At 65.2% G+C, this 26038-nt stretch carries 23 protein-coding genes; 14 read left to right on the top strand and 9 right to left on the bottom strand.

The genetic code is table 11. From position 1 onward, the window contains the following. Positions 1-72: 72 nt before the first annotated feature. Both AC1DW9_RS19370 and AC1DW9_RS19365 read left to right on the top strand, forming a co-directional pair. Positions 73-636, top strand: a complete 564-nt coding sequence (locus tag AC1DW9_RS19370) for a YceI family protein (RefSeq protein WP_441506046.1) — start codon at positions 73-75, stop codon at positions 634-636. Continuing rightward, positions 633-1217: a cytochrome b gene (locus AC1DW9_RS19365; RefSeq protein WP_441506047.1), complete on the top strand. Its 585-nt coding sequence runs from the start codon at positions 633-635 to the stop codon at positions 1215-1217. Before AC1DW9_RS19370 ends, AC1DW9_RS19365 begins: the two co-directional genes overlap by 4 nt. On the opposite strand, the gene AC1DW9_RS19360 is transcribed toward AC1DW9_RS19365, so the two are convergent. The 4 genes from AC1DW9_RS19360 to amaB all read right to left on the bottom strand — a co-directional run bounded on the left by AC1DW9_RS19360 (position 1208) and on the right by amaB (position 6929). After that, the gene (locus tag AC1DW9_RS19360) at positions 1208-2878 is read right to left on the bottom strand and encodes a thiamine pyrophosphate-binding protein (RefSeq protein WP_441506048.1); all 1671 of its coding nucleotides are present in this window, start codon (positions 2876-2878) and stop codon (positions 1208-1210) included. The two genes, AC1DW9_RS19365 and AC1DW9_RS19360, sit on opposite strands and share 10 nt — an antisense overlap. Continuing rightward, the gene (locus AC1DW9_RS19355) at positions 2871-4058 is read right to left on the bottom strand and encodes a CaiB/BaiF CoA transferase family protein (RefSeq protein ID WP_441506049.1); all 1188 of its coding nucleotides are present in this window, start codon (positions 4056-4058) and stop codon (positions 2871-2873) included. Before AC1DW9_RS19355 ends, AC1DW9_RS19360 begins: the two co-directional genes overlap by 8 nt. 114 nt (positions 4059-4172) lie before the next feature. After that, a complete protein-coding gene (locus AC1DW9_RS19350; RefSeq protein WP_113515131.1) occupies positions 4173-5390 on the bottom strand; it encodes an acyl-CoA dehydrogenase in 1218 nt (405 codons plus the stop codon). Between the two features lie 18 nt (positions 5391-5408). Continuing rightward, complete coding sequence (gene amaB, locus AC1DW9_RS19345) at positions 5409-6929, bottom strand: L-piperidine-6-carboxylate dehydrogenase (RefSeq protein WP_441490108.1); 1521 nt, start codon at positions 6927-6929, stop codon at positions 5409-5411. A gap of 136 nt (positions 6930-7065) precedes the next feature. Between amaB and AC1DW9_RS19340 the strand changes: the two genes are divergently transcribed. From AC1DW9_RS19340 to AC1DW9_RS19330, 3 genes are all read left to right on the top strand, one after another. Next, complete coding sequence (locus AC1DW9_RS19340; RefSeq protein WP_476775456.1) at positions 7066-7980, top strand: LysR family transcriptional regulator; 915 nt, start codon at positions 7066-7068, stop codon at positions 7978-7980. A gap of 93 nt (positions 7981-8073) precedes the next feature. Continuing rightward, positions 8074-9294: an NAD(P)/FAD-dependent oxidoreductase gene (locus tag AC1DW9_RS19335; RefSeq protein ID WP_441506051.1), complete on the top strand. Its 1221-nt coding sequence runs from the start codon at positions 8074-8076 to the stop codon at positions 9292-9294. 10 nt (positions 9295-9304) lie between these two features. Next, a complete protein-coding gene (locus AC1DW9_RS19330; RefSeq protein ID WP_441506052.1) occupies positions 9305-9811 on the top strand; it encodes a DinB family protein in 507 nt (168 codons plus the stop codon). A gap of 13 nt (positions 9812-9824) precedes the next feature. Here AC1DW9_RS19330 and AC1DW9_RS19325 read toward each other — a convergent pair whose 3' ends face one another. Beyond that, entirely contained in the window at positions 9825-10343 is a 519-nt protein-coding gene (locus AC1DW9_RS19325) for a GNAT family acetyltransferase (RefSeq protein ID WP_441506053.1), read from the bottom strand. 131 nt (positions 10344-10474) lie between these two features. Between AC1DW9_RS19325 and AC1DW9_RS19320 the strand changes: the two genes are divergently transcribed. From AC1DW9_RS19320 to AC1DW9_RS19310, 3 genes are all read left to right on the top strand, one after another. Beyond that, entirely contained in the window at positions 10475-11107 is a 633-nt protein-coding gene (locus AC1DW9_RS19320; protein WP_441490103.1) for a LysE family translocator, read from the top strand. A gap of 101 nt (positions 11108-11208) precedes the next feature. After that, positions 11209-12384: a pyridoxal-phosphate-dependent aminotransferase family protein gene (locus AC1DW9_RS19315; protein ID WP_441490102.1), complete on the top strand. Its 1176-nt coding sequence runs from the start codon at positions 11209-11211 to the stop codon at positions 12382-12384. A gap of 256 nt (positions 12385-12640) precedes the next feature. After that, positions 12641-13849 carry a M20 family metallopeptidase gene (locus tag AC1DW9_RS19310; protein WP_476767876.1) on the top strand — a complete coding sequence of 403 codons (1209 nt, stop codon included), beginning with the start codon at positions 12641-12643 and terminating at the stop codon, positions 13847-13849. Between the two features lie 154 nt (positions 13850-14003). Here the strand turns inward: AC1DW9_RS19310 and AC1DW9_RS19305 are convergent, their stop codons facing one another. Together AC1DW9_RS19305 and otsB are read right to left on the bottom strand one after the other, a co-directional pair. Further along, a complete protein-coding gene (locus tag AC1DW9_RS19305) occupies positions 14004-15845 on the bottom strand; it encodes a glycoside hydrolase family 15 protein (RefSeq protein ID WP_441490100.1) in 1842 nt (613 codons plus the stop codon). Positions 15846-15847: 2 nt separating this feature from the next. After that, positions 15848-16642: a trehalose-phosphatase gene (otsB, locus tag AC1DW9_RS19300; RefSeq protein ID WP_441506055.1), complete on the bottom strand. Its 795-nt coding sequence runs from the start codon at positions 16640-16642 to the stop codon at positions 15848-15850. Positions 16643-16925: 283 nt separating this feature from the next. Here otsB and otsA point away from each other — a divergent pair, with 283 nt between their 5' ends. The 6 genes from otsA to AC1DW9_RS19270 all read left to right on the top strand — a co-directional run bounded on the left by otsA (position 16926) and on the right by AC1DW9_RS19270 (position 24712). Continuing rightward, positions 16926-18485 (top strand): alpha,alpha-trehalose-phosphate synthase (UDP-forming), encoded by a 1560-nt coding sequence (gene otsA / locus AC1DW9_RS19295; RefSeq protein ID WP_441506056.1) that lies wholly within the window; start codon positions 16926-16928, stop codon positions 18483-18485. A 181-nt stretch (positions 18486-18666) separates the two neighbouring features. After that, complete coding sequence (gene ptsP, locus AC1DW9_RS19290) at positions 18667-20934, top strand: phosphoenolpyruvate--protein phosphotransferase (RefSeq protein WP_441506057.1); 2268 nt, start codon at positions 18667-18669, stop codon at positions 20932-20934. Positions 20935-20985: 51 nt separating this feature from the next. Continuing rightward, positions 20986-22071: a peptide chain release factor 1 gene (gene prfA, locus AC1DW9_RS19285; protein WP_441479668.1), complete on the top strand. Its 1086-nt coding sequence runs from the start codon at positions 20986-20988 to the stop codon at positions 22069-22071. A gap of 60 nt (positions 22072-22131) precedes the next feature. Continuing rightward, on the top strand, positions 22132-22377 hold the full coding sequence (locus tag AC1DW9_RS19280; RefSeq protein ID WP_441490096.1) for a hypothetical protein: 246 nt from the start codon (positions 22132-22134) through the stop codon (positions 22375-22377). 82 nt (positions 22378-22459) lie between these two features. Continuing rightward, positions 22460-23293 carry a peptide chain release factor N(5)-glutamine methyltransferase gene (gene prmC / locus AC1DW9_RS19275; protein ID WP_441506136.1) on the top strand — a complete coding sequence of 278 codons (834 nt, stop codon included), beginning with the start codon at positions 22460-22462 and terminating at the stop codon, positions 23291-23293. Positions 23294-23695: 402 nt separating this feature from the next. Then, positions 23696-24712, top strand: a complete 1017-nt coding sequence (locus tag AC1DW9_RS19270) for a DUF4167 domain-containing protein (protein ID WP_441506058.1) — start codon at positions 23696-23698, stop codon at positions 24710-24712. Between the two features lie 57 nt (positions 24713-24769). On the opposite strand, the gene AC1DW9_RS19265 is transcribed toward AC1DW9_RS19270, so the two are convergent. Continuing rightward, complete coding sequence (locus AC1DW9_RS19265) at positions 24770-25561, bottom strand: MOSC domain-containing protein (protein WP_441506059.1); 792 nt, start codon at positions 25559-25561, stop codon at positions 24770-24772. Between the two features lie 99 nt (positions 25562-25660). Next, positions 25661-25981 carry a DUF2293 domain-containing protein gene (locus tag AC1DW9_RS19260; RefSeq protein WP_441506137.1) on the bottom strand — a complete coding sequence of 107 codons (321 nt, stop codon included), beginning with the start codon at positions 25979-25981 and terminating at the stop codon, positions 25661-25663. Positions 25982-26038: the final 57 nt, after the last annotated feature.

Raw genomic sequence — 26038 nt, 5'->3', positions numbered from 1 at the left:
AGGGCGGCATCACCTTTGCGTGTGCGGGGCCGGGTGCCACGGCCCGGCCATCATGGGCGCGACAATGGCGGGATGCTCCGTTATGTCGCACTCGTGATTGCCGGCCTGGTCGTCGCCGAGCCTGCAGCGGCGCAAACGACCTGGCGTATCGAGCGCGGGGCCACCGATATCAGCTTCGTGACCCGCCGCTTCGGGGCAGTCGTCGCGACCGGCCATTTCACGCATTATGACGGGACATTGGCGCTCGATTTCGATCGGCCTGAACGCAGCCGCATCAGGGTCACGATCGAGACGGGTTCGCTCCAGGCCGGCTCTGCCCTCATGGATGGCTTCATCAAGGGCGAGAGCATGCTCGATACGGGGCGCTATCCGACCGCGAGCTTCACCTCTGCTGCGGTGATCCGCACCGGCGACCGCAGCCTCGAGATACGCGGGCAGCTCACCATCCGTTCGATCACCCGCCCCATTACGGTGATGGCTGTCGTCGATGGCGACATCGACAGGGCCAGGCGCGGCGAAAAGCTGCCCTTCCAGGCCAATGGCACCTTTTTGCGCCCTGCATTCGAACTCGGCCGGGAGGTCAATGTCGTCGATGACGCGGTCGAGCTTGTGATCAAGGGGCAGCTTGCGCGATGAGCGAGGTGGTGGGGCGGCCGATGCGCTGGCACCCGGCCCTCGTCGCGCTGCATTGGCTGACATTGCTGCTGGTCATTGCCCAGTTCCTGATCGCGTCGCCGATGCGCGATGAAAGCCGCAACCTCGTCGAGCGTTTCGAACTCTACCAACTGCACAAGTCGGTGGGATTGACGGTCGCAGGCATGATCGTGCTGCGGCTTGTCCTGCGCATGGTCGCCCCTGTGCCGCCGCCGGCGAATGCTGGGCGATGGCTGCAGCGGGCCAGCGACGTGGTCCATGCAGGCCTGTATGTCTGCCTGATCGCGCTGCCTGTCACGGGATTGCTCATGGTGTCGGCCGCGCCGCTGCAGATCCCGACGCTCTATTTCGGCTGGCTTGCCGTCCCGCATCTCATCGGGCCCGACAAGGCGACCTATGAGCTGATGCAGGCTCTGCATGCCTGGGCGGGCAACCTTCTCCTCGCGCTCGCCGCGATTCATGTCGCGGCGGCGCTGGTTCACGTACTGATCTGGCGTGACGGTCTGCTGCGCCGCATGTGGTTCGGCCGCAGATGGGTCGCGCTCCGCGGCGATCAGCGCTGAGCGGCGAAGGCTTCCTCGCGGATCGTGGAGAGCGACTTTGCCGGCGTGATCGCTTCGGGATCGAGCAGGCAGTGGATGATCGCCGGCTTGCCGCTGGCGACCGCGCGCTCGAAGGCCGGAGCGAACTCGGCCGTGGTCTCGACGCGCTCGCCATGGCCGCCGAAAGCCTTGGCATAGGCCGCGAAATCCGGGTTCTTCAGCGTCGTTGCCGAGACGCGGCCAGGATAGTGCTTCTCCTGATGCATGCGGATCGTGCCGTACATGCCGTTGTCGACGACGACGACGATCACCGGCAGTTCGTACTGCACGGCCGTCGCGAAATCCTGGCCATTCATCAGGAAACAGCCGTCGCCGGCGAAGGCGACCACCGTTCTCTCGGGAAACAGCCGCTTGGCGCCGATTGCCGCCGGCACGCCATAACCCATAGACCCGGAGGTCGGCGCGAGCTGCGTCGCAAACTTGGTGAAGCGATGGAAGCGATGCACCCAGGTGGCGTAGTTGCCGGCACCGTTGCAGAGGATCGCGTCATCGGGGAGGTAGCGACGCAACCAGGTGACGGCCTCGCCGGGATGGAAGGCGCCAGGTACCGGGGCGGGCTGCTCGCTCCAGGCGAGATAGGCATCATGCGCTTCGGCCGCCGCACTCGCCCAGTTGATCGTCTGGGGCGGATGAACGGTCTCCAAGGCGGCGCAGAAGGCGGTCGGCGAGGCATTGATCGCGAGGCTTGGCCGGTAGACGCGGCCGAGTTCTTCCGGATCGGGATGGACATGCACCAGCGGTCGGCCCGGATTGGGGATGCCGAACAGCGTGTAGGACTGGCTCGGCATCTCGGAGAGGCGGCCGCCGACCAGCAGCACGAGATCGCTGTCCTGGATGCGCTTCAGGAGCTTCGGATTGGGGCCGATGCCGAGATCGCCGGCAAAATTCGGATGGTTGGCCGGGAACAGCATCTGCCGGCGGAAGGAGACCGCGACCGGCAGGTCGAAGCGCTCGGCAAAACGCTGGAAACGCTCGATCGCCTGCGGGTTCCAGCGCGAGCCGCCGAGGATGGCAATCGGCGATTTCGCGGCCCAGAGCCGCTTCTGCAGGTCGATCGTCTGCAGCAGCGAGGGATGCGTCTCGGTGACCTGATAGGGTTCTGCGTCCGCGACGTCGGCGAGGTCGGTCAGCACGTCCTCGGGCAGCGCGATCACCACCGGGCCGGGGCGGCCGGAGGTCGCGACATGGAACGCACGGCTGATGATCTCGGGAATGCGGGCAGCGTCGTCGATCTCCGTCGCCCATTTCGTCATGGTGCCGAAGACGGCGCGGTAATCGAGTTCCTGGAAGGCTTCGCGCTCGCGCATGCCGCGCTCGATCTGGCCGACGAACAGGATCATCGGGGTCGAGTCCTGGTCGGCGATATGAATGCCCGGCGAGGCATTGGTCGCGCCGGGGCCGCGGGTGACGAAGCAGATGCCGGGCTTGCCTGTGAGCTTGCCGGCAGCCTCGGCCATCATCGCGGCGCCGCCTTCGGCGCGGCAGATGGTGACCTTCAGCTTCGCGTCATGCAGCGCGTCGAGCACGGCGAGATAGCTCTCGCCGGGCACGCAGAAGGCGTCGGTCGCGCCATGAATCAGCAATTGGTCGACGAGGATCTGCCCGCCAGTCCGTTCAGCCATGTGTATGCCCTCCCCAGGCGGGGTCGTTCAGGATGTCGTCTTGATGTTCGCCGAGCCGAGGGCTAGGCCGCGATGCGACCTGCCGTTCGCCGTCGATGACGATGGGCGAGGCGACGGTCGGGATCGCGCCCTTGGCCGCAGCCTCGGCAGGCAGGTCGACCTTGATGCCGCGGGCCACCACCTGCGGATCGGCAAAGACCTCGTCGATCGTGTTGATCGGGCCGGCCGGAACGCCGGCTTCTTCCAGCGCAGCCAGAAGTTCGGCCTTGTGGCGGCGGGCGGTCAGCGAAGCCAGCATCGGGATCAGGATTGCGCGGTTGGCGACCCGGCCCTTGTTGTCGGCATAATCGGCATGACTGCCGAGATCGGAGCGGCCAAGCACGTCGCAAAGCCTGCGGTATTGCCCGTCATTGCCGGTCGCGATGATGATGTGCCCGTCTGCGACGGGGAAGACTTCGTAGGGCACGATATTGGGATGGGCGTTGCCGAGCCGGGCCGGGGCTTTTCCTGAGACCAGGTAGTTCAGCGCCTGGTTGCCGAGCACGGCGACCTGCGTGTCCATCAAGGCAAGGTCGAGCGTTGCGCCCTCGCCGGTGGCATCGCGTCGCCGCAGCGCCGCCAGGATGCCGACGGTCGCGTAGAGCCCGGTGAAGATGTCCGTCTTGGCATAGCCGGCCTTGGTCGGCTGGCCGTCGGGCTGGCCGGTGATCGACATCGAGCCGGCCATGCCCTGGATCAGGAAGTCGTACCCGGCGCGCTCGGCATAGGGACCGTCCTGTCCGAAGCCGGTGATCGAGCAATAGATCAGGTTCGGATGAAGCTTGCGCAGCGAGGCGGCGTCGAGCCCGTATTTGGCGAGCCCGCCGACCTTGAAGTTCTCGATCACCACATCGGCATGGCCGGCGAGCTTGCGCACCAGGGCGCGGCCCTCCTCCGTGCGGAAATCGGCCGTGATCGAGCGTTTGCCGCGGTTGGCGCTGTGGAAATAGGCCGCCGAGAGCGTGCCGCCGTCGGTCCCTTCGACGAAGGGAGGACCCCAGTTGCGGGTGTCGTCGCCTTCTGGGCTTTCGACCTTGACGACATCGGCGCCGAGATCGGCCAGCAACTGGCCGATCCAGGGGCCGGCAAGGATGCGCGCGAGTTCGAGGACGCGCAGGCCGGCAAGGGGAGGAGTCGTCATCAGGTCATTCCGGCTTCGAGGCTGCCGTCATGGCCGGGTTTGGCCCAGCCATCCCTTGAAGGGTGCGCGGCAAAAAGACATGCCTGGGGCAAGCCCCAGGCATGAGGTCGCGGCTCAGAAGAACGCCTGCAGCCCGGTGACGGCGCGCCCGAGGATCAGCGCATGAACGTCATGCGTGCCCTCATAGGTGTTGACCGTCTCCAGGTTCGCGGCATGGCGCATGACGTGGAACTCGATCGAGATGCCGTTGCCGCCATGCATGTCGCGGGCCTGGCGGGCGATGTCGAGCGCCTTGCCGCAATTGTTGCGCTTTACCAGCGAGATCATCTCGGGCGCCATCCTGCCGTCGTCGAGCAGGCGGCCGACGCGAAGCGAGCCCTGCAGGCCGAGCGTGATCTCGGTCAGCATGTCGGCGAGCTTCTTCTGGTAGAGCTGGGTCTGGGCCAGAGGCTTGTTGAACTGCTTGCGGTCGAGCCCGTACTGGCGGGCGCGGTGGAAGCAGTCCTCGGCGGCGCCCATCACGCCCCAGGAGATGCCGTAGCGGGCGCGGTTGAGGCAGCCAAACGGCCCCTTCAATCCAGAGACGTTCGGCAGCAGGTTCTCTTCCGGCACGATGACGCCGTCCATGACGACCTCGCCCGTGATCGAGGCGCGCAGGCTGAGCTTGCCGCCGATCTTCGGCGCGCTCAGGCCCTTCATGCCCTTCTCGAGGATGAAGCCGCGGATCTGGTTGTCATGCGCGGCCGACTTCGCCCAGATCACGAACACATCCGCGATCGGCGAATTCGAGATCCACATCTTCGAGCCGGTCAGCTTGTAGCCGTCGGCCACCTTCTCGGCGCGGGTCTTCATGCCGGCCGGGTCGGAGCCGGCGTCGGGCTCGGTCAGGCCGAAGCAGCCGATCCACTCGCCGGAGCCGAGCTTGGGCAGGTACTTCTTGCGCTGGTTCTCGTCGCCATAGGCGTAGATCGGATACATCACGAGCGAGGACTGCACGCTCATCATCGAGCGATAGCCGGAATCGACGCGCTCGACCTCGCGGGCCACCAGCCCATAGGAGACGTAGTTGGCGCCGGCGCAGCCATATTCCTCCGGCACCGTCACGCCGAGCAGGCCGAGTTCGCCCATCTCATTGAAGATGGAGCGGTCGGTCTTCTCCTCGAGATAGGCCTCCGAGACGCGCGGGAGCAGCTTCTCCTGCGCGTATTGGCGGGCCGTGTCGCGGATCAGGCGCTCGTCCTCGTTGAGCTGGTCGTCGAGCAGGAAGGCATCGTCCCACTGGAATTCCGCGAGCTTGTGGCTTGCGGAGTGGCTGCGTGCGGCTTCGGCCATGGTTTCTCTCCCGTTCGCTCAGGCGTCGACGTCGAAGCTGACGCCCTGCGCCAGCGGCAATGTCGTGCCGTAGTTCAGCGTATTGGTAGCGCGGCGCATATAGGCCTTCCACGCGTCCGAACCGGCCTCGCGGCCGCCGCCGGTCTCCTTCTCGCCGCCGAAGGCTCCGCCGATCTCGGCACCCGAAGGGCCGATATTGACGTTGGCGATGCCGCAATCCGAGCCTTCGCCGGAAACGAAGGTCTCGGCCTCGCGCATGTCGAGGGTGAAGATGGACGAGGAGAGACCGGCACCGACCGCGTTCTGCAGCGCGATCGCCTGGTCCAGCGTCTTGTACTTCATGACATAGAGGATCGGCGCAAAGGTCTCGCGCTCGACCGGGCCGGTCTGCTCGGGCATCTCGACCAGCGCCGGACGGACATAGAAGCCACCGCTGCCGACATCGACCTTCTCGCCGCCCTGGACCTTGCCGCCGGCAGCCTTGGCTTCGCCGAGCGCCTTCTGCATGCCCTCATAGGCAGCCTCGTCGATCAGCGGCCCGACCAGCACGCCGGCCTCGCGGGGATCGCCGATCTTGACCGAGCCATAGACCTTGATCAGGCGCGGGATCAGCGCGTCATAGACGCTCTCATGGACGATCAGGCGGCGCAGCGTGGTGCAGCGCTGGCCGGCCGTGCCCATCGCAGCAAAGGCGATGCCGCGGAGCGCGATATCGAGATCGGCGGAAGGCGCCACGATCGCGGCATTGTTGCCGCCGAGTTCGAGAATGGCGCGGGCGAAGCGGGCGGCGAGCTTCTGGCCGACTTCCTTGCCCATCCGGGTCGAGCCGGTGGCGGAGAGAACCGGCACGCGGTGATCCTGCACCAGTGCGTCGCCGATCTCGCGACCGCCGATCAGGACTTCCGACAGGCCGACCGGAGCCTCGGGGCCGAAGCGCTTCATGGTGCGCTCGACGATGGCCTGGACGGCGAGCGCCGTCAGCGGGGTCTTCTCGGAGGGCTTCCAGACGACGCTGTCGCCGCAGACGAATGCAAGCGCCGCATTCCAGGACCAGACGGCGACCGGGAAGTTGAAGGCCGAGATCACGCCGCAGACGCCGAGCGGATGCCAGGTCTCCATCATGCGGTGGCTCGGGCGCTCGGTGGCGATGGTCAGGCCRTAGAGYTGGCGCGAMAGRCCGACSGCGAAATCGCAGATGTCGATCATCTCYTGGACTTCGCCGAGCCCCTCGGAGGTGACCTTGCCGGCTTCCAGCGTCACCAGCAGGCCGAGATCGGTCTTGGCGTTGCGCAGCTCCTCGCCGAGCAGGCGGACGAATTCACCACGGCGCGGGGCCGGGACCTTGCGCCAGGCCAGGAAGGCAGACTGCGCGCGGCCGATCGCCGCCTCGGTCTCCGCAACGCTCGTCTCGCGCAGCGTCGCCACCGTCTCGCCGGTGATGGGGGAGCGTGCTGCAAGGCCCGCGGACGCGAAGACGGTGTCCGGCACGCCGAGACGCTTGAGCAGCGCGAGCGCATCCTTCGGCAAAGATGAAGCCATGTCCTGGTTCCGACCTGTCGATTGCTAGTATGTCAAATGGCGCGGGAAAGAGCCGCCGCGCCGGAAGGGCGCAGAATGCCCTCTTCCGGTTGCGCTCGGCAACCGATATGTTCTCACGAGTTGATGAGAATAGCTCATGACCTTTGATCTCGTTCCCGGACGCCTTTCGGTGCCCTCCCTGTCGGCGCTCGCGGCCTTCGAGGCGGCTGCGCGCCATGGCAGTTTCACGCGCGCCGCCGAGGAACTGAACCTGACGCAAGGGGCGATCAGCCGCCAGGTCGCGCATCTCGAGCAGGTGCTCGGCGTCAGTCTGTTCCAGCGCGTCAAGAAACGCGTCAGCCTGACGCCGGCCGGGAGCGCCTATGCGACCGAGATCCGCGATGGGCTCTCGCGCCTTGCGGCTGCGACCGTCTCGGCCATGGCCTTTCGCGGCGCGGCCGGCGTGCTGCATCTCGGTATCCTGCCGACCTTCGGCACACGCTGGCTAATTCCGCGTCTGCCGCGCTTCATCGAGGCCCATCCCGGCGTCACCATCAACTTCACGACCAAGCTGGTGCCCTTTGATTTCGCGCGCGAGCCGATCGATGCCGCCGTGCATTTCGGCGATCCGGTCTGGCCTGGCGCTGTGCTTCATCGCTTGATGGGGGAGGAGGTCGTTCCCGTGGCGGCGCCCTCGCTGGTCGAGCGCCTGGGCTTGAAGGAGCCGGCGGATATGCTGCGCGCGCCGTTGCTGCAGCAGGCGACGCGACCCCGGGCCTGGGCGAACTGGCTGAAAAAACAGGGGCTGCCGCCGGAGCGGGCGCTGATGGGGCCGCGCTTCGAGCAATTTGCCATGGTCTCGCAGGCGGCCGTGGCTGGGTTGGGTCTTGCGATCGTGCCGCGCTTCCTGATCGAGGAGGAATTGCGCTCGGGCGCGCTCGTCGTTCCGGTCGACCGGCCGGTCAGCGGCACGGAGGGCTATTACCTGGTCTATCCCGAGACCCGGGCGGCGCTGCCGGCGGTGATCGCCTTTCGCGACTGGCTGCTCGGCGAATGCGGGCTCACGGCCTGAGCACTCGACAAGCCGGCGCAGTCGCGTCATTCATGCGTGAAATTCACCAACCCCGGCCACAGAGCGTCGTGGCCCGAACTGCGCAGGACTGACATGCCGTCCTTTTCCGAGACCGCCGATGTCGTGATCTGTGGAGGGGCCGCCATCGGTTCCTCCGTCGCCTATCATCTCGCCGCCGACCCAGGCTTCAAGGGCAAGGTGGTGGTCCTGGAGAAGGATCCGACCTACCGCTACTCCGCCTCGGCGCTCTCGGCGGCTTCGATCCGCCAGCAATTCTCGAGTTCGGTGAACATCCGTATCTCGCTCCACGGCATCGAATTTTTGCGCAATATCGGGACGCATCTCGCCGTCGATGGCGAGGTTCCGGCCATCGATCTGCATGAAGGCGGCTACCTCTATGTCGCGAGCGGCGAGGGAGCCCCGGTCCTCGCCTCGAACCAGAAACTGCAGCAGGACGAGGGCGCCGATATTGCGCTCTATGCTGCGGATATGTTGCGCAGCAAATTTAGCTGGCTCAATGTCGAGGATCTCGCCTGCGGCACCTATGGGGTCAGCGGGGAGGGCTGGTTCGACGGTTGGGCGCTGCTCCAGGCCTTTCGCAAGAAGGCGCGCGCGCTCGGTGTCGAGTACCGCCAGGGCGAAGCGGCGCGCTTTATCGTGGAAGGCGGTCGCGTCGTCGGCGTCGAGCTTGGCGATGGCAGCCGCATCGGCTGTGGCGCGGTCGTCAACGCCTCGGGCACGCATGGTGCGCGGCTGGCGGCAACGGCCGGCATCGCGATTCCCGTCAGGTCGATGAAGCGCTACGTCTTCAGCTTCACCTGCAAGGGCGAGGTCGATAACTGCCCGCTTCTGATCGATACCTCCGGTGCCTATTGCCGGCCCGAGGGCAAGCGCGGCAGCGAGGGGCAGATGTTCATTTGCGGCGCCTCCCCGCCGGCCGAACTCGATCGCGAATGGATCGAGACCGATGCCGATGTGGAGGATGTCGACTGGTCCTTTTTTGAGGAGCATGTCTGGGCGCCGCTCGCCCATCGTGTGCCCGCCTTCGAGGCGATCAAGCCCGGTCGCGCCTGGGCCGGCCCCTATGACATGAATGAACTCGACGGCAATGCCATCCTCGGCCCGGCCGTCGGCCTGCCGAATCTCTATCTCGCCAATGGTTTCTCGGGGCACGGCCTGCAGCAGTCCCCGGCTGTGGGAAGGGGGATTGCCGAGCAGATTGTGCATGGCGGCTATCGCACGCTCGATCTTGCCGATCTCGGTCACGAGCGCATCGTTGCGGGGCGGCCGCTGACGGAGGCCAATATCATCTGAGGAGGCACGCATGGTCGATCCGGCTTATGTTCAGACCATGGCGCGCTACAACGCCTGGCAGAACCGGAGCCTGTGCGATGCGGCCGATACGCTTGACGAGGAAGGTCGCCGTCGGGATCGCGGCGCCTTCTTCAAGTCGATCCACGGTACGCTGAACCATATCCTGTGGGCCGACGAAATCTGGCTCCACCGGCTGATCGGGACGCCCAAGCCGCCGATCAGCGGCCGCGATGCACCGATCTATGTCGATGACTGGGCCGAGTTCCGCCGTCGGCGTGCCGAGCGCGACGAGGCGATCCTGGCCTGGGCTGCTACCGTCGACGCCAACTGGCTGCGCGGGACCCTGATCTGGTATTCGGGGGCCGCCGGCCGCGAACTCGGCAAGCCGCGCGCCTTTGCGCTCATGCACATGTTCAACCACCAGACGCATCATCGCGGGCAGGTTCACGCCATGCTGACGGCGGCCGGCACCAGACCCGAGGATACCGATCTCCTCCTCGTCGACGAACCGCGCTGAACGGCCCTCCGGTTCAGGCCTGCTTGGTCCGTTTCGCCCGGGCCAGAGTCTTCACGGGGGCAGGCTTGTCGCTGTCTTCTTTCGCTTCAGGCACGGTTGCCGTCGTGTTCTGGCTCAGCTTCTGGAACAGGCCGAGCCCGACCATCGCCAGCACAGCGAGCAGGACCAGCAGGCCGGGATAGACGACGTCGCTCATCGTGGTCCGCGACGCCTTGGTGATCAGCACCAGCGATTCCAGGCTGAGCGCAATGATGATGATCGTCATGAATTTGGTCAGCGAGCCGCGCGCTTCTGCCGGGCGCCGCAATTCGCGATCGCTGATCACCTCTTCCTCGAACAGGAATTTGCCGACATCCGCGACCGCGACCGCAATGATCACGAGGCCGATGCCGTCGAGCATGGTCTCAAGTGCGCCGTCGCCGGTTCGGAACCCGGTGAACGTCCGCCAGACCGCAACCACCATCAGCATCACCGAGGCGGCGAGCAGGGAACCCGCAATGGCGGTGTAGAGGATGCGACTGAAGAGCAACATGAGAGGCGCTGTCTGTCCGCAGAAATTCGGGCGGTTGGCGTGAGAAACGGGCATGGCGGCCCACTGTTCCATGCGGCTTGTCGATTGTTCCGGTTCGATGCAGGTTGCCGGCGCTGTTTCGGAGACCCGCCATGCCCGAGCTCTCGAGCCTGCTTGCCTTCGCCCTGATCGCGTTCGGCATGGTGCTGACGCCCGGTCCGAACATGATCTACCTGATCTCGCGCTCGATCTCGCAGGGACATGCTGCCGGGCTGATCTCGCTCATCGGCGTCGTGCTTGGCTTCGTCATCTACATGCTTTGCGCCACTTTCGGCATCACGGCGCTGCTCTTCGCCGTGCCTTATGCCTATGACGCGCTGCGCTTCGGTGGCGCGGCCTATCTCCTGTACCTCGCCTGGCAGGCGCTGCGGCCGGGCGGGCGCTCGCCCTTCCAGGTTCGCGAGCTGGTGCCTGACGGGCCGCGCAAGCTCTTTGCCATGGGCTTCCTGACCAGCCTGCTCAATCCCAAGATCGCGATGTTCTATCTCGCGCTGCTGCCGCAGTTCATCGATCCCGCGGCGGGTAATGTCCTGACGCAGTCGCTGGTGCTCGGCGCGATCCAGATCGTGATCAGCGGCAGCGTCAATGCGCTGATCATCTTTACCGCCGGCAGCATTGCCCTCTTCCTTCGCACACGGCCGTTCTGGGCGGTGGTGCAGCGCTGGCTGATGGGCACGGTGCTTGCCGGCCTCGCGGTGAAGATGGCGACGGAAGCGCAGCGCTAGCTCACATCCCCTTTCCGGATATCGTGCCGGACATCATGCGTCGTAGCCCCGGCCGCAACGGGCATGGACATGCGGCGCAGCAAGGCCAGCAGGAGTTTTTCATGAGTGTCGCCAACGGCCGGGCTTTGCTCGCAATCCCCGGCCCGACCAATATCCCCGATCGCGTGCTGCAGGCGATGATGCGGCCGGCCGAGGAACTCAGCTCCAAGCCGATCCTCGATCTGACCGAGACGCTCCTGACCGATTTCCGGAAGATCTTCCGCACCAAGGGCGAGACCTTCATCTATGCCGCCAACGGGCATGGCGGCTGGGAAGCGGCCCTGACCAATGTGCTCTCCCGCGGCGACAAGGTTCTCGTGCTGGCGAGCGGGCGCTTTGCCGTAGGCTGGGGCGAGATGGCCCGTTTCCTGGGGGCAGATGTCGAGGTCCTCGCCGGGTCATGGCGCGCAGCGGTCGATCCGGTGGCCGTCGAGGAACGCCTGCGGCGCGACACGAACCATGAGATCAAGGCCGTGCTCATGGTGCAGATCGATACGGCATCCGGCGTCGTCAACGACGTGCAGGCCGTGCGCAAGGCGATCGATGCCGCCGGCCACCCGGCCTTGTACATGATCGATGGCGTCGCCTCGCTCGGCTGCATGCGGTTCGAGATGGACGATTGGGGCGTCGACATTGCCATGTCTGCGTCGCAGAAGGGGCTGATGACGCCGCCCGGGCTGGCCTTCGTCGCGGCGAGCGGGAAGGCGCTGCACGCGCATCCGCACGCGACGATGCGGACGGCCTACTGGGACTGGACCTCACGGCTGAGCCCGCTCCTCTACATGAAGCATTTCGGCACTCCGCCCGAGCATCTGATGTTCGGCCTGCGCGCCGCGCTCGACATGATCCTCGAGGAGGGACTGGAGCCTGTCTGGCGCCGTCATGCCCTGCTTGCCGGGGCAACCCATGCTGCCATGTCGCGATGGGCCGAGGGCCAGGTCCTGACCTGCAATATCGAGGAACCATCGCAGCGGGCGCCCTCGGTCACGACAATCCTCGTTCAGGGCGATCCGAGTTCGATCACCGATTATGCGCGGACGGTCTGCGGCGTGACGCTCGGGCTCGCGATCGGCGATCTCGCCGGCAAGGCCTTTCGCATTGCCCATATGGGCCATGTCAATGCGCCGATGGTGCTTGGCAGCCTGAGCGCCGTCGAAATGGCCTTGCAGGCGCAGAATATCCCGCATGGTGCCGGTGGCGTTGCTGCAGCCATCACGCATCTCGCCCAAGGCGCGTAACCGGGCGGTTTGGGAATCGGCCCCAAGGGTGGATTGCAGCTTTCGGGGAAGCCGATGCAAGCACAGAAGGTCAGATCATCGGACCCGATACGATCCGCTGATCTGACGGCTGAGGCTCGCCGCAATGCGGCGGGCGCATTCTCGTGAAGAGGTCTGCTCGGCAAAAGCAGGGCTGTCCGGCGCAAATGCCCGTTCCCAGACTTCGCAGTCCTGCTCTAGCTTCGCGGTCCCATTCGGAACCAAGAGAGCGCAGGCCATGAGTGAGTTGACCCCGGACGAAGCCAAGGTGACGGCGTGGCTTGCCAGCCGCAAGGACGCGATGGTCGCGCTCCTGCGGGAGATGGTCGACACCGACTCCGGCTCCTATGACAAGCCGGGCGTCGACAGGGCAGGGCAGGTGCTCGCCCGGTTCCACGAAGCGAACGGGCTCAGCGTCGAGATCATCCCGGATGCTCGTTATGGCGATGCCGTCAAGGCGCGACTGCCGAATCCGGCCGCCAACGACCAGCGCCCGGTGCTGTTGCTGGGACATCGCGATACCGTCTTCCCGGAAGGCGAGCCGACGCGCCGGCCCTTCACCATCAAGGCCGGCCGGGCTTATGGTCCCGGTGTCGCCGACATGAAGGCTGGTCTCGTCATCGAGGCCTTCGTCGCCGCCGCCTTTGCCGAATGCGGTGGGCTTTCCGCTCCGCTCACCATGCTGACGACGAGCGACGAGGAGATCGCTTCCCCCTCTTCGCGCCCGATCATCGAGGCGGCGGCGCGTGAATCGCGCTGTGTCTTCAATGCCGAGCCGAGCCGGCTGCCGCCTGGCACCGAGTTCCTGCGCGATCACAAGCAGTCGATCACCAGCGGCCGCAAGGGTGGCGTCTTCATGCGTGCCGAATTCGTCGGCAAGGCCGCCCATTCCGGCGCAAATTACGAGAAGGGCGTCTCGGCCATTGTCGACCTCGGCCACAAGATCCCGAAGCTTCAGGGGCTGACCGATCTCGAGCGAGGCGTCACCGTCAATGTCGGGCTGATCGGCGGCGGCCAGACCGTCAATACGGTCGCTCCCCATGCCTGGTGCGAAATCGATCTGCGCTATGTCACGGCCGCGCAGCGCGATGAACTGGTCAGCGCGATCCGCGGCATCATCGAGACCCCCATCGTCGAAGGCTCGAGTGCGAAACTGACCATCAAGGGCGAGTTCGTGCCGCTGGAGAAAACCCCCGAGGCCGCTGCCCTCTACGATACCTATCGTGATGCCGCCGCGAGCTTCGGGATCAGCGTCAGCGCCGAGTTCACCGGTGGTTGTGCGGATTCCGGCTTCACTGCGGCGCAGGGTTGCCCGACGCTGTGCTCTGTCGGCCCGATCGGCGGAATGGCGCACACTCCCGACGAATTCCTCGAAGTCGAGAGCATCGTGCCGGCGGCGCAGGTGCTGGCGCTTGCCGTGATGCGCACGCCTGCGCGCATGGAGTGAGGTCCGGGCGCATTGCCCCGACGCGGATGCGCGGTCGCGCGCCGACCATCCGTCGGCCGAATCGCTGCTGACAGGGCGGCGACGCAAACTGCATCGATGCTCGCTCCCGGGGCGAGCGTCGATGGCGGGAATGGCCCCTTGTTTCAGTGGGCCCTCAGAACGCCTCTTCCCAATTTCGGCTGAGCCGCATCGCCGAATTGATGAGCCCGACCATGGAATAGGTCTGCGGAAAATTGCCCCAGAGCTCGCCGGTTTCGAGATCGGCATCCTCCGAAAGCAGGCCAAAGCTGTTGCGCCGTTTCAGGATGCGGCAGAACAGGTCCTTGGCTTCGTCGCGCCGGCCGATCGCATGCAGCGCGTCGACATACCAGAAGGCGCAGATCAAGAAGCCGGTATGCATGAAGCCGAAATCATCCTGCGTGCCGTAACGCAGCAGGAGGTCGCCGCGGCCGAGCTCGCGGCCGATGGTTTCGACGGTCGCAATATAGCGCGGATCCTCCGCCGTGACGAAGCCGAGCTCCGCAATCAGCAACAGGGTCGCGTCGAGATCGCTGCCGCCAAAGGTCGAGACGAAGGTGCCCTTCTCCTGGTTCCAGATCTGGTCGGTAATGACGCCCTTCAGACGTTTGGCCTCTCCACGCCAATAGTCCTTGCGGTCGGTGCGACCGAGCGTCCCGGCGATGCGTGCGAGCCGGTCGCAGGCCGCCCAGCACATCACGCTGGAGAAGGAATGCACGACCTGCTTCTCGCGCAGCTCCCACGGGCCGGCGTCGGGCTTGTCGAAGACTGCGATCGCGAGCTCGCCCATTCGCTCGAGCTGCCCGAAGAGCGCGTCCTTGCCGGGCTGGATCAGGCGGCGGTCGAAGAAGGAATGCGTCGCCGCGAGCACCACGGCGCCGTAGCCGTCATTCTGGATTTGCGTCGCTGCGCCGTTGCCGACACGCACGGGCTGGTGCCCGCGATAGCCTGACAGGTTTGGCACCTCGAATTCGGTCAGCACGCCGCCGCGCGTGATCGGGTAGAGTGGCGGCAGATGCTCCGCTCCGCTCTCGGAGAAGGTGTCGACGATATTGGTGATGAAGCCGAGGTAATCCTCCATCGTCCGCGTCGTGCCCAACCGATTGAGCGCATGCACCACGAAATAGGCGTCGCGCAGCCAGCAGAAGCGGTAGTCCCAGTTGCGCTGGGTGCCGGGAGCTTCCGGAATCGAGGTGGTCAGCGCGGCGACGATGGCGCCGCTCTCCTCGAAACTGCAAAGCTTCAGCGTGATCGAGGCGCGAATGACCTCCTGCTGCCACTCGAAGGGGATGGAGAGGGAGCGCACCCAGTCGCGCCAGTAATCCGTCGTCTTGTCCAGGAACTCGCGCGCGGTCGTCTCGATCTCGGCGCGCAATGCCTCGTCCGAGCCGATGAAGAAGGAGAAGGTCCGGTCGACCGCGAAAGGGACGCTGTCCATCACATAGGAGATCGGCGCATCCGTCGTCAGCCGGATCGTCTGGTCGGCGCCGACATAGCGGACATGGTTGGAGCCGCGCGTAATCTCGTCCGGCAATTCGCCGAGGCCGAGGCATGGCTTCAGCACGACCCGGATACGCGGCCGGCCAGAAAGCCGGCGCACGCGCCGCACCAGCAGCGGCGGCCGGAAAGAACGCTCGTAGCGCACGAAACGAGGCGCGAAATCGAGAATCTCGATGGCGTTGCCCTGGTCGTCGGACAGGACTGAGGAAAGGATCGCGGTGTTGTCGAGATAGCTTTGTTCGCATCGCGTCATGCCGACGAGTTCGATCGCGAACACGCCCTTCTCGGGCATGGCGTCGCCGTCATCGGGCTTGTTGTCGATCAGCGAACAGAAAACCGGGTCGCGGTCGAAGCGGGGAAAGCAGCCCCAGACGATATGGGCGCGCCGGTCGATCAGTGCGGCGATCGAGCAATTGCCGATCACGCCGAGATCGAGCGAGGCGGAATGCCGCGCCGTGGTGGAGGTTTCTACGGTCATGATCAGCCTTGGCAGAAAGCGTCAGTCGTCAGGCTGCCGCTTTCTGCGGCGGCGAGCAGGATGGTGCGGAGCGCTGTCGGGGAAGCAAGGCGCTGGCCGGCACAGGTTTCGCCCGCACCGATGCGGATCGACAGGCCGCCCAGCGCGTTCACCGTGGCAAAGCCCGCCTCGTCGGTAATGTCGTCGCCGATGAAGACCGGTGTCCGGCCGCTATAGGGTGCTTCCCGCATCAGCCAGGAAATGGCGTTGCCTTTGCTGGCCCCGGCTGGGACCAGCTCGGCGACCGATTTGCCTTCCTGCAAACGCACGGAGGGGCCCATCCCGGCTGCAAGCTTCCTGACCAGCGCGAGGGATTCATCCTGGAGTTGCGGCGCCAGGCGCCAGTGCAGAGCGGCCGAGATCCGTTTGTCCTCGACGAGGATGCCGACATGGCTGTTGGCGAAACGGATGAGCTCCCGCAGCGCCTCGCGCAGGGCTTCGGGAGCGTCCGCCTGGCTGCGGATGGTTCCGCCGAGGCGGATCTGTGCGCCATGAAGGCCGGCGATGTCGAAGTGATAGGGGGCGAGAAACCCGTCGAGGTCGGGGATAGGGCGCCCGGAGACAAGCGCCAGCGCTCCGCCCAGCGTAGAGCGCAGCGTATCGAGCGCCGGCGCGAGCTGCCTGTCGAGTTTGACCTCGTCGGGCATCGGCGCAATTTCGACCAGCGTTCCGTCAAAGTCGAGAAACAGAGCGACCTGCTTCGCCACCTTGGTGAAGTCGCGGGATTCGTTGGTAGATTCCGATTCGATCAGTTCCATCATCTCGTTCTGTTTGCGTGACGAAACGGGCGAAAGAACGACAGGTGAGCTGTCCAATGCCTGAGCGAGGGTTCTTGCATCATCCGCGCTATGGGCGGATGTTAGTGAACTTGCCACATTCTGCTTTCAGTTTGCCACAGTCATCATGATTTCAGCGCGAGCCTGACGCGGCTTCGCCATCTGACATCCGAAGCCCCTCGGAAACATTACGTGCGCCGGCGCGTTCTGTTCCCGCTTCCGGTGTCGAAATTCGGGCAGCCGGCTGATCGGAGTTTTCCCGGACATGCGTCTCGTCATCGTTTCCAATCGCGTCACCATTCCCGACCGCAGCGAGAAGGTCGCCGCCGGCGGTCTTGCCGTCGCGTTACGGGAGGCGTTGGAGAAACATGGCGGGCTCTGGTTCGGCTGGAGCGGGCATGTCAGCGAAGAGAAGACCCGTGCGGTGCGGACGCTCCAGCGCGGCAAGGTGACCTATGCGGTGACCGATCTGAGCGAGGAGGAGCGGCAGACCTATTATCTCGGCTTCTCGAACCGGGCCCTTTGGCCGAACATGCATTACCGGCTCGGTCTGACCGAGTTCTCGCGGGCCGACTATGCGGGCTATCTCGCCGTCAATCGCCGCTTTGCCAGGGCGCTCGTCGCGATGTTGCGGCCGGACGACCTGATCTGGGTTCACGATTACCACCTGATCCCCTTGGCTGCGGAACTTCGGCGGCTCGGGGTGAAGAACCGGATCGGCTATTTCCACCACATCCCCTGGCCGCCCTCCGAGGTCTTTGGCGCTCTGCCCTCGAGCATCACCCTGATGAAGACGGTCGGCGCCTATGACCTCGTTGGACTGCAGACCGAGATCGATGCGCGCAATGTGGTGAGCGGACTGGTCAATCTCTGCGGCGCAAAGGTCGATGGCGACGGGGTCCGCCTCGGTCGGCGTTCGATCCAGGTCAAATCTTTCCCGATCGGCATCGATGTCGAAGGCTTTCGCAAGCTTGCGACGAGTTCTGCGCGCACGACCGCGGTGTCGATCCGGCGCGCGACCGAGGCCTTTGGAGACCGCAAGCTGGTCATCGGCGTCGATCGCCTCGATTACTCCAAGGGAATCGTCCAACGCCTGGAGGCCTTCGAGCGCTTCCTGCTGGAAAATCCCGAGCAGCGCGGCCGTGTCGGTATGCTGCAAATCGCGCCACCCTCCCGCTCAGATGTTCCTGAATATGCGGAACTCGATCGCCAGTCGGACGAGACGGCCGGGCGGATCAACGCAGCGCTGGGCGAATTCGACTGGACGCCGATCCGCGTGGTCAAGAAGGCCTATTCCCGCAATGTCCTGGCCGGCTTCTATCGCCGTGCCCAAGTCGGGCTGGTGACGCCGATGCGCGACGGCATGAACCTGGTCGCCAAGGAATACATTGCGGCGCAGGATCCCGCCGATCCCGGCGTGCTGGTCCTTTCGCGCTTTGCCGGGGCGGCGCGCCAGATGAAGGACGCGCTGATCGTCAATCCCTACGATCTCTCGGAAATGTCGGAGGCGATCCAGCAGGCGCTGGTCATGCCGAAGCCGGAACGAATCCGGCGTTTCGAGAAGCTCTACGCCACCATCGCAGCAACCGATATCGGCTGGTGGACCGAGACCTATCTTGCCGCGCTCTCAGAGGGCGAAGCCGGGTTTCCGGTGACGCTCCCAGCGACCAAGAGAGCGGTTCGCGCCAAGCCGGCGACCGGAGCCAAGCAGCGACCGGCGACTTCGCGCGCTCCGGCCAAATCCGCAAGCGGCGCCGCAACGACCGTTCCGACATTGTCGGATCTGTCACAAATCGCGGCTGGAAACGGGCGCTTGCCACATTAATGAGAAGCGCTGCCGCCGATTTCACCTCGGGGTTGTAACGGCGGCCCTTGCCGAACACTCCTTTCGCTCGCTAGAAGGCGACAAGAACCGGGGCATGCTGCCGACTCATCCGGAGCCAGGTATCAGGTCTGCGAGCGGCATCGGCAACGATGTCTGAGGAGGCGGGCGGAGGGCCGATTTGATGCGAGGCGCTCTCGGAGGTCCGGGCGTTCTGCTGCGCCGTCTCCGCGAGGTCATGGCAGCGCCCGTCAGCCCGCAGGAGCGGCTGGATCGGCTTGTCGTCCTGATCGCCGGCAATCTGGTCGCGGAGGTGTGTTCGGTCTATGTCCTGCTCGAGGACGGTTCGCTTGAACTCTATGCGACCGAGGGCCTGAATCGCGAGGCGGTGCACCTGACCCGGATGCGCGCCGACGAAGGTCTCGTTGGCCTGATCGCGAGCGAAGCCGAGCCTGTAGCCCTGTCCGACGCGCAGTCGCACCCGGCCTTCTCCTATCGTCCGGAGACGGGCGAAGAGATTTATCATTCCTTCCTTGGCGTCCCGATCCTGCGCGGCGGCGCCGTGATGGGCGTCCTCGTCATCCAGAATCGCGCGTCGCGGCTCTACAACGAGGAAGAGATCGAGACACTGCAGACCACCGCCATGATCATGGCGGAGATGATCGCGGCCGGCGGGCTGAAATCGCTGGCGCCGCCCGGCAGCATGATTGGCCTCGACCGGCCGATTCACGGTGTCGGCGTCAAGCTGGCGGACGGTGTCGGGCTCGGCTACGCCGTTCTCCACGAACCCCGGGTCGCGATCACCAATCTGATTGCCGAGAATCCTGCCCGCGAGGTCAAGCGGCTCGAGGCCGCTATCGCCGAGATGCGCACCGCGATCGACGAACTGATCGAGCGTGGCGACGTGGCTCATACCGGCGAGCATCGTGACGTTCTCGAAACATTCCGCATGTTCGCCCATGACCAGGGCTGGCTCAGGCGGATGCGCGAGGTGGTGATGACCGGCCTCACCGCCGAGGCGGCGGTTGAGCGTGTGCAATCCGACACCCGCGCCAAAATGCTGCGCCAGACCGACCCTTATCTCAGGGAGCGCCTGCACGATCTCGACGATCTCGCCAATCGGCTGCTGCGGACCCTGATGGGCAAGGCGAATGGCGTTGCTCACGAGAAGCTGCCCGAGAACGCCATCCTGATCGCCCGCTCGATGGGGCCGGCGGCGCTGCTCGATTATGACCGCGTCCGTTTGCGTGGGCTTATCCTCGAGGAAGGCGGACCGACCAGCCACATCGCCATCGTGGCGCGGGCGCTTGGCATTCCGGCCGTCGGCGAGATCGTCAACGCAACCGCGCTGATCCAGTCCGGCGACGCCGTCATCGTCGATGGCCAGGCTGGCGAGGTGCAGATCCGTCCGCAGCCGGACGTCGAGAACGCCTACAAGGACAAGGCCCGCCTGCGCGCCCGCAAGCAGGAACAGTACCGCAAGCTCAAGGATCTGCCGGCCGTCACCAAGGACGGGGTCGAGATCAACCTCCAGATCAATGCCGGCCTTCTGGTCGACATGCACAGTCTCGATGAGACCGCCGCCGCAGGGATCGGGCTGTTCCGCACCGAACTGCAATTCATGGTCGCTCAGCACATGCCGACGACGACCGAACAGCAATCTCTCTACGGGGCCGTGCTCAAGGCGGCGCAGGGCCGGCCGGTTGTCTTCCGGACGCTCGATATCGGCGGCGACAAGGTGCTGCCCTATATGGAACGCGTCGAGGAGGAGAATCCGGCGCTCGGTTGGCGCGCGATCCGGATCGGCCTCGACAAGCCGCGCCTGCTGCGCGGCCAGATCAGGGCGATGCTGCGGGCCGGAGCCGGCCAGGACATGCGCATCATGCTGCCCATGGTCGCGACCGTGGACGAGTTCCTGCGCGCGCGCTTCATCGTGCGCCGCGAGCTCGCCATGATGGAGAAGCAGGAGCGTCCGGCGCCCACCAATCTCGAGCTCGGCGTCATGGTCGAAGTGCCATCGCTGCTGTTCGAACTGGCAGAAATCTCGCGCGAGGCCGACTTCCTGTCGATCGGCACGAATGATCTGATGCAGTTCCTGTTCGCAGCCGATCGTGAGAACCGCCGGGTGTCCGAGCGTTTCGATCCGCTTTGCGTTGCAGCGCTCCGCGCGCTGCGCACGATCGTTGAGGCTGCGGGCGAGGCAGGTTGCCCGGTCTCGGTCTGCGGTGAAATGGGTGGCAAGCCGCTGGAGACGATGGCGCTGATCGGCCTAGGCTATCGCTCCTTCTCGATGTCGGCGGCGTCGTTCGGGCCGGTCAAGGCGATGCTGCGTGCGCTTGACGTCAGGAAGCTGCGCGAGCGTATGGATTGGATGCTCGCCTCTTCCGATGGTGCATCGAGCCTGCGTTCGCAGCTTTCGGCATTGGCGACCGAATTGAAAGTGCCGGTCTAGCGACGCTGAAGCGCGCTTCGCCGGTCCCCAAACAGTGTTTCCGAGTTCCTGATGTCCCTTCAGCTTCCTCAAGACCGTCTCGACAGCATCGTCGCTCGCCACGCCGTTGCCACCGACGAGATCAATCGCTCGACCGATGCCGTGCGTACGGTAGAGCTTGCCAAGGAGCTGGCGGAGCTCGAACCCGTCGTTGCAGCGATTGCCTCCTGGCGCAATGCGCAGGCCTCTCTCGACGAGGCGCAGGGGCTGATCGACGATCCGGCGACCGACAGCGAATTCCGCGATCTCGCCTATGAGGAGCGGGACACCGCTCGAGCCGAGATCGACACGCGTGCCCACCAGATCCTGATCGCTCTCCTGCCCAAGGACGCTGCCGACGAACGCGGCGTCATTCTGGAAATCCGGGCCGGCACCGGCGGCGACGAGGCCTCGCTCTTCGCCGGAGACCTGCTGCGGATGTATCAGCGCTACGCCTCGCAGAAGGGCTGGAGCGTCGACATCATCTCGGAGAGCGAAGGCACGGTTGGGGGCTACAAGGAAGTCATCGCGGAGATCTCGGGCCGGGGCGTCTATGCCAAGCTCAAGTTTGAATCCGGGGTTCACCGCGTCCAGCGCGTGCCGGATACCGAGGCGAGCGGCCGCATTCACACCTCGGCCGCGACGGTGGCGATGCTGCCGTTGGCGACCGAGGTCGACGTCGCGCTCAATGACAACGATCTGCGCATCGACACGATGCGTGCCGGGGGCGCCGGCGGCCAGCACGTCAACAAAACCGAATCGGCCGTCCGCCTGACCCATATCCCGAGCGGGATCGTGGTCGTGGTCCAGGATGAGCGCTCGCAGCACAAGAACAAGGCGCGTGCCTTCGAGTTGATGCGCGCCCGGCTCTACGACATGGAGCGCATGAAGGCCGACGCCGAACGCGCGGCGGACCGACGCTCGCAGATCGGCTCCGGTGACCGGTCCGAGCGGATCCGCACCTACAATTTCCCGCAGGGCCGCGTGACCGACCATCGCATCAACCTGACGCTCTACAAGCTCGACGAGATGATGCAGGGGCTGGCGCTCGACGAGATCATCGATGCCCTTACGGCGGAGCACCAGGCGACGTTGCTTGCAGCGCAAAGCGGCGCGTGAAACCTTTTTACCGGACTGGCGTTGTTTCCATATCGACCTGAAAGCAGGCTGGAGGAAACCATGAAACTTGCATCAGTGATTGCGATGACCGGTCTGATGGCGCTGGCTACGGCAGGGACCGCTGAGGCGCAGACTCAGACTTTTGGCCGCGTCGTCCAGGGACAGGCCGTGCCGCTGCAGAATGCGATGACGCAGTCGCAGGCGCGCAAGGCGTGTTCGCAGGAAATGCACGGAGCGCGCGAGAGTAAATCTTCAATCAATCAGAAGATGAAGATTTGCATGGACCACAAGATGCAGGGCAATTGATGTCGATGCGAGCACCAACCCAGTGACGTCGCCACTGCAGAGCGGTGGCGACGCTCTAACGCCTTCGCCACAAGCTGTCGGTGTGCTGACCATTCGGGAGGCACGCCGGCAGCTTGCGGCGCGTCTGCGCGCTGCGGGGGGCGATACGCCGATACTTGATGCGCGCCTTCTTGTTGAAGCCGTGGCTGGGGCCGGCGGGGAGGACGACGCTCTGCTCGGTGAGCAGGCCGCCGCGGATCTGGATGGCTACGTCGCGCGGCGGCTGGCAGGCGAACCTGTCTGGCGCATCCTCGGCGAGCGTGAGTTCTGGGGACTGACCTTCAAGCTCTCGCCAGCGACGCTCGAGCCGCGCCCCGATACCGAGACGCTCGTCGAGGCCGCGGTCCATTCCCTTCGTGAGAGGCGCGGGGACGCGTTGTCGGTGCTGGACCTCGGGACTGGCACGGGCTGCCTGCTCATCGCGATCCTGAGTGAGTTCAGGCAGGCCAGGGGCCTGGGTATCGACCTGTCGGGAGAGGCCTGCAAGGTCGCAGCCGCAAATGCCCTTGCAAATGGCGTCGGTGACCGCGTGGCGTTTCGGGAAGGCGACTGGGTGAAGGACCTTGAGGGCCGCTTCGACCTGATCGTCTCCAATCCGCCCTATATTCCAGGCGATGAGATTCCCGGGTTGGATGTGGCTGTGCGCGCCTATGATCCGCTCCTGGCGCTGGATGGCGGGATCGACGGGCTCGTTCCGTATCGGCTCTTCGCGCGCGAGCTGACGCCGTTTCTGGCACCGGGTGGCATCGTTATTTTCGAGATCGGTGCCGGGCAGGAGCCGGATGTCTCTGCCTTGATGCGGGCCGAAGGCTTCCGGTATCACGGAGCGCGCAAGGACCTTGGTGGACACGAGCGCGCGCTGATCTTCTCCCGCTGAACCGGATACGCACAGAGATTGTGCGAATTTGCTTGGAACCGGACGCAAAAGCCGCTATGCAGATACCAGCCGAAGCTGGTGTCGTCAGCGCCGAGCCTAGGGCAACCTCCTCCTGATTGACGAGGATTTGCCTCCGGACACGTCCGAAGTTTGACGGAACTGACAAAGCAAGATCGGAATTCCGAAGGCATGGATGTGCCGTTCGGCTCATGGGGCGAGTTACCGCCTCTTTTGGAAACGAGCGCGTGAAGACCAAGAACGGCGCATTGCCCCTTCAGGTCGACTCCCTCCGGCACGGCGCCGCAACCCGCCGCGTGCCGGTACGCGTATGACAGTGACCCGGTTGCTTTGAACAGACAGAGCGCGAGATAGACGCGAATGAGACCAGGTCAGAACCGGCGTATGCGCGGCCGTAACAACAACAACAATAACAATAACAACAACGGCAATCGAAAGTCGCCCAACCCGTTGCAGCGCAGCTACGAGTCGAACGGCCCGGACGTCAAAGTTCGTGGTACCGCTCAGCATGTCGCGGAGAAGTACTTGCAGCTGGCGCGCGATGCCCAGTCGTCGGGTGATCCGGTCGCAGCTGAGAACTATTTCCAGCACGCTGAGCACTATTATCGCATCCTTCTCGCGGCGCAGGAGCAGATGGCCCAGCAATACGGCCATAGCTTCCCGCCGAATCGCGCCTTTGGTGAGGAGGGCGACGAGGGGGACGATGAGGGTGACGGCGATGAGAACGCTGCCTTCCCGCAGGGCTCGCCTCAGCCTGAGCTGCGGCATCAGGCTCAGGGAGGCGTGAACGGCAACGGCTATGGCCAGAATGCTGCCCCCCGTGGGGATGGCGAGGGCCAGGATGGCCAGCAGAACAACGGCCAACGCTTCGACCGCCCGCCCCGCACCGATCGCTTCAACGACCGCAACAACCGCCGTTTCGATCGCAATGATCGCCAGGACCGTGGCCCCGATCGTGGTGAACGCCGGTTCGACCGTCCCGAAGGCGGGCAGAACGGCCAGCCCGGGGGCTTCGCGCCGCGTTCCGAGCAGCCGGCTTCTACCGAGCAGGGCGAGAACGCCCCGGCGCAGAGCCAGGGCGAGCGTCGCTTCGAGCGCGGCGACCGGCCGGAGCGGGGGCCGCGTCCCGAGCGCGCCGAGCGTCGTCCGCGCCGGGAGGTCGAGCCTGAAGGCGAGGCGAACGATGTCGCTGCTTCGCTTCCGTCCTTCCTGACCAATCCGGTCCGGGTTCCGATCGCCGTCGCCGAGGAGCCCGTTGCGGCACCGGTCGAGGCTGCTGCTGCTCCTGCCGAAGCGCCGGCCGCCGAAGAGGCTGCCGCACCGAAGCGCACGCGCCGCCGCCGCTCGCCACGCGAAGTCATGGACGCGCTGGGTTCGGAAACCGATAGCGCTGCCGAGTAAGGCGCTCCGGTTTGACCAGATATGACAGGGGCCCGACGGGCCCCTGTTTTTTTTGGCTCAGGCGACGCCGAGGTCGAGCGTCGCTTGCGGGGCCTGGCTTTCGAGATGCATGCCAGCGGTCAGCGTGCCGCTACTCAGAATCTCGCAGTAGATTCCGCAGTCGACATGGCCATAGGTCTTCATCAACGCCTTCGGGATCTGGAGATCGCGGGCTCCGGTCTGCGGGTCGACATTGGTTGCCGCGCAGCGTTCGATTCGCTTGATCACACGCAGGCGCAGGCCCGACGGCGTGGACAGCTCCTGCCCGACCAGGTCGTTCTCCGCCCAGGCGGCCAGCCCCTCGACCATGACATTGCCGCGGAAGCGCAGCGGATCGAGCCGGGTGCCAAGGTGGTTGCCGAGATCCGCGACGCTGGCGAGGTTGATGATCGACATGAACCCCGAGCGTGAATCCATGAAGCGATAGCTTTGCGGGGCGGTGAGCAATTGCGGCTTGCCGCGCAGCTCGTCCGGCATGAAACCTTCAAAGAAGGCCGTCAGGGCCGCGTGGCCGTCCTGCGTCGTCATGTCGGCCCGCACGGTCTCGCGTCCATCCTGCCTGATGACAAGCGCGCGGCTTTCGTCGTCATAGCGCGTCTGCAGCCGTGCCAGCGATTCATTGCGCATCAGCATCAGATACTTGATCTTCGGCTGATGGACGGGCGCGGCCGGGTCGAAGCCGGAAGGGCCGTTCTCGATGGCGAAAAGCCGGTCTCCAGGGAAAAAGCCCCCCGTGCTCAGCGAAGCCGATTGCACGGGTTCGGGCGAGAGACCCTTGACGGGGTAGCGATAGAGCGAGGCGACACGCATGGAGTCTTTCAGTCCGCAGGCTGATCGGGCAGGGGTGATATAGCGGGTTCTACGAGGCGGGACCGATCAAATCCTTGCATCGGTTCGATCAGGTTGACTTCAAGCCTCCTCGGCCTCGGCCTCTTCGTTCTCCACGGAGCGCTGGCAGCCCCAGGCGGAGAGCACTGCATCGGTGTCCTCGACGACGAAAAAGCGCGCCGCGTCGCGGTCGTACCCTTCCGCCAGAAGCCGCTCGTAATCGGTATGGACGTGGCGGACATGGCTGCCGAGAGCGAGCCAGAGCGCCGTCGAGGGCGGCAGATCCTTCATGCGGCGGCGCTCGGCGAGCGCCAGGACCGCTTCGGCATCGGCAAGCGGAATGCCGGGGGCGAGCGCCCTCAACGCTTTGCGAATCGCCTGCTGTCGCCTTGTTCCCGCCATGGCCAAGGCTGAGCCTGTCGGAAGGGCGCCGTCAATCATTCGCAAGGGGCCCCCTTC

The sequence above is a fragment of the Allobosea sp. P4_E12 genome (genome assembly GCF_056401655.1).
Note: the sequence above shows the minus strand (reverse complement) of the source record. Positions and strands in the feature narration are given on the sequence as shown.

Excerpts from the sequence above, each read along its gene's own strand:
- AC1DW9_RS19340 (WP_476775456.1), top strand. The coding sequence starts at position 7,066 with ATGACCTTTGATCTCGTTCCCGGACGCCTTTCGGTGCCCTCCCTGTCG.
- AC1DW9_RS19325 (WP_441506053.1), bottom strand. The coding sequence starts at position 10,343 with ATGTTGCTCTTCAGTCGCATCCTCTACACCGCCATTGCGGGTTCCCTG.
- otsB (WP_441506055.1), bottom strand. The coding sequence starts at position 16,642 with ATGGAACTGATCGAATCGGAATCTACCAACGAATCCCGCGACTTCACC.
- AC1DW9_RS19365 (WP_441506047.1), top strand. The coding sequence starts at position 633 with ATGAGCGAGGTGGTGGGGCGGCCGATGCGCTGGCACCCGGCCCTCGTC.
- AC1DW9_RS19305 (WP_441490100.1), bottom strand. The coding sequence starts at position 15,845 with ATGACCGTAGAAACCTCCACCACGGCGCGGCATTCCGCCTCGCTCGAT.
- otsA (WP_441506056.1), top strand. The coding sequence starts at position 16,926 with ATGCGTCTCGTCATCGTTTCCAATCGCGTCACCATTCCCGACCGCAGC.
- prfA (WP_441479668.1), top strand. The coding sequence starts at position 20,986 with ATGTCCCTTCAGCTTCCTCAAGACCGTCTCGACAGCATCGTCGCTCGC.
- AC1DW9_RS19280 (WP_441490096.1), top strand. The coding sequence starts at position 22,132 with ATGAAACTTGCATCAGTGATTGCGATGACCGGTCTGATGGCGCTGGCT.
- AC1DW9_RS19335 (WP_441506051.1), top strand. The coding sequence starts at position 8,074 with ATGCCGTCCTTTTCCGAGACCGCCGATGTCGTGATCTGTGGAGGGGCC.
- ptsP (WP_441506057.1), top strand. The coding sequence starts at position 18,667 with ATGCGAGGCGCTCTCGGAGGTCCGGGCGTTCTGCTGCGCCGTCTCCGC.
- AC1DW9_RS19260 (WP_441506137.1), bottom strand. The coding sequence starts at position 25,981 with ATGGCGGGAACAAGGCGACAGCAGGCGATTCGCAAAGCGTTGAGGGCG.
- AC1DW9_RS19360 (WP_441506048.1), bottom strand. The coding sequence starts at position 2,878 with ATGGCTGAACGGACTGGCGGGCAGATCCTCGTCGACCAATTGCTGATT.
- AC1DW9_RS19270 (WP_441506058.1), top strand. The coding sequence starts at position 23,696 with ATGCGCGGCCGTAACAACAACAACAATAACAATAACAACAACGGCAAT.
- AC1DW9_RS19310 (WP_476767876.1), top strand. The coding sequence starts at position 12,641 with ATGAGTGAGTTGACCCCGGACGAAGCCAAGGTGACGGCGTGGCTTGCC.
- AC1DW9_RS19370 (WP_441506046.1), top strand. The coding sequence starts at position 73 with ATGCTCCGTTATGTCGCACTCGTGATTGCCGGCCTGGTCGTCGCCGAG.
- AC1DW9_RS19315 (WP_441490102.1), top strand. The coding sequence starts at position 11,209 with ATGAGTGTCGCCAACGGCCGGGCTTTGCTCGCAATCCCCGGCCCGACC.
- AC1DW9_RS19350 (WP_113515131.1), bottom strand. The coding sequence starts at position 5,390 with ATGGCCGAAGCCGCACGCAGCCACTCCGCAAGCCACAAGCTCGCGGAA.
- AC1DW9_RS19330 (WP_441506052.1), top strand. The coding sequence starts at position 9,305 with ATGGTCGATCCGGCTTATGTTCAGACCATGGCGCGCTACAACGCCTGG.
- AC1DW9_RS19320 (WP_441490103.1), top strand. The coding sequence starts at position 10,475 with ATGCCCGAGCTCTCGAGCCTGCTTGCCTTCGCCCTGATCGCGTTCGGC.
- AC1DW9_RS19355 (WP_441506049.1), bottom strand. The coding sequence starts at position 4,058 with ATGACGACTCCTCCCCTTGCCGGCCTGCGCGTCCTCGAACTCGCGCGC.
- AC1DW9_RS19265 (WP_441506059.1), bottom strand. The coding sequence starts at position 25,561 with ATGCGTGTCGCCTCGCTCTATCGCTACCCCGTCAAGGGTCTCTCGCCC.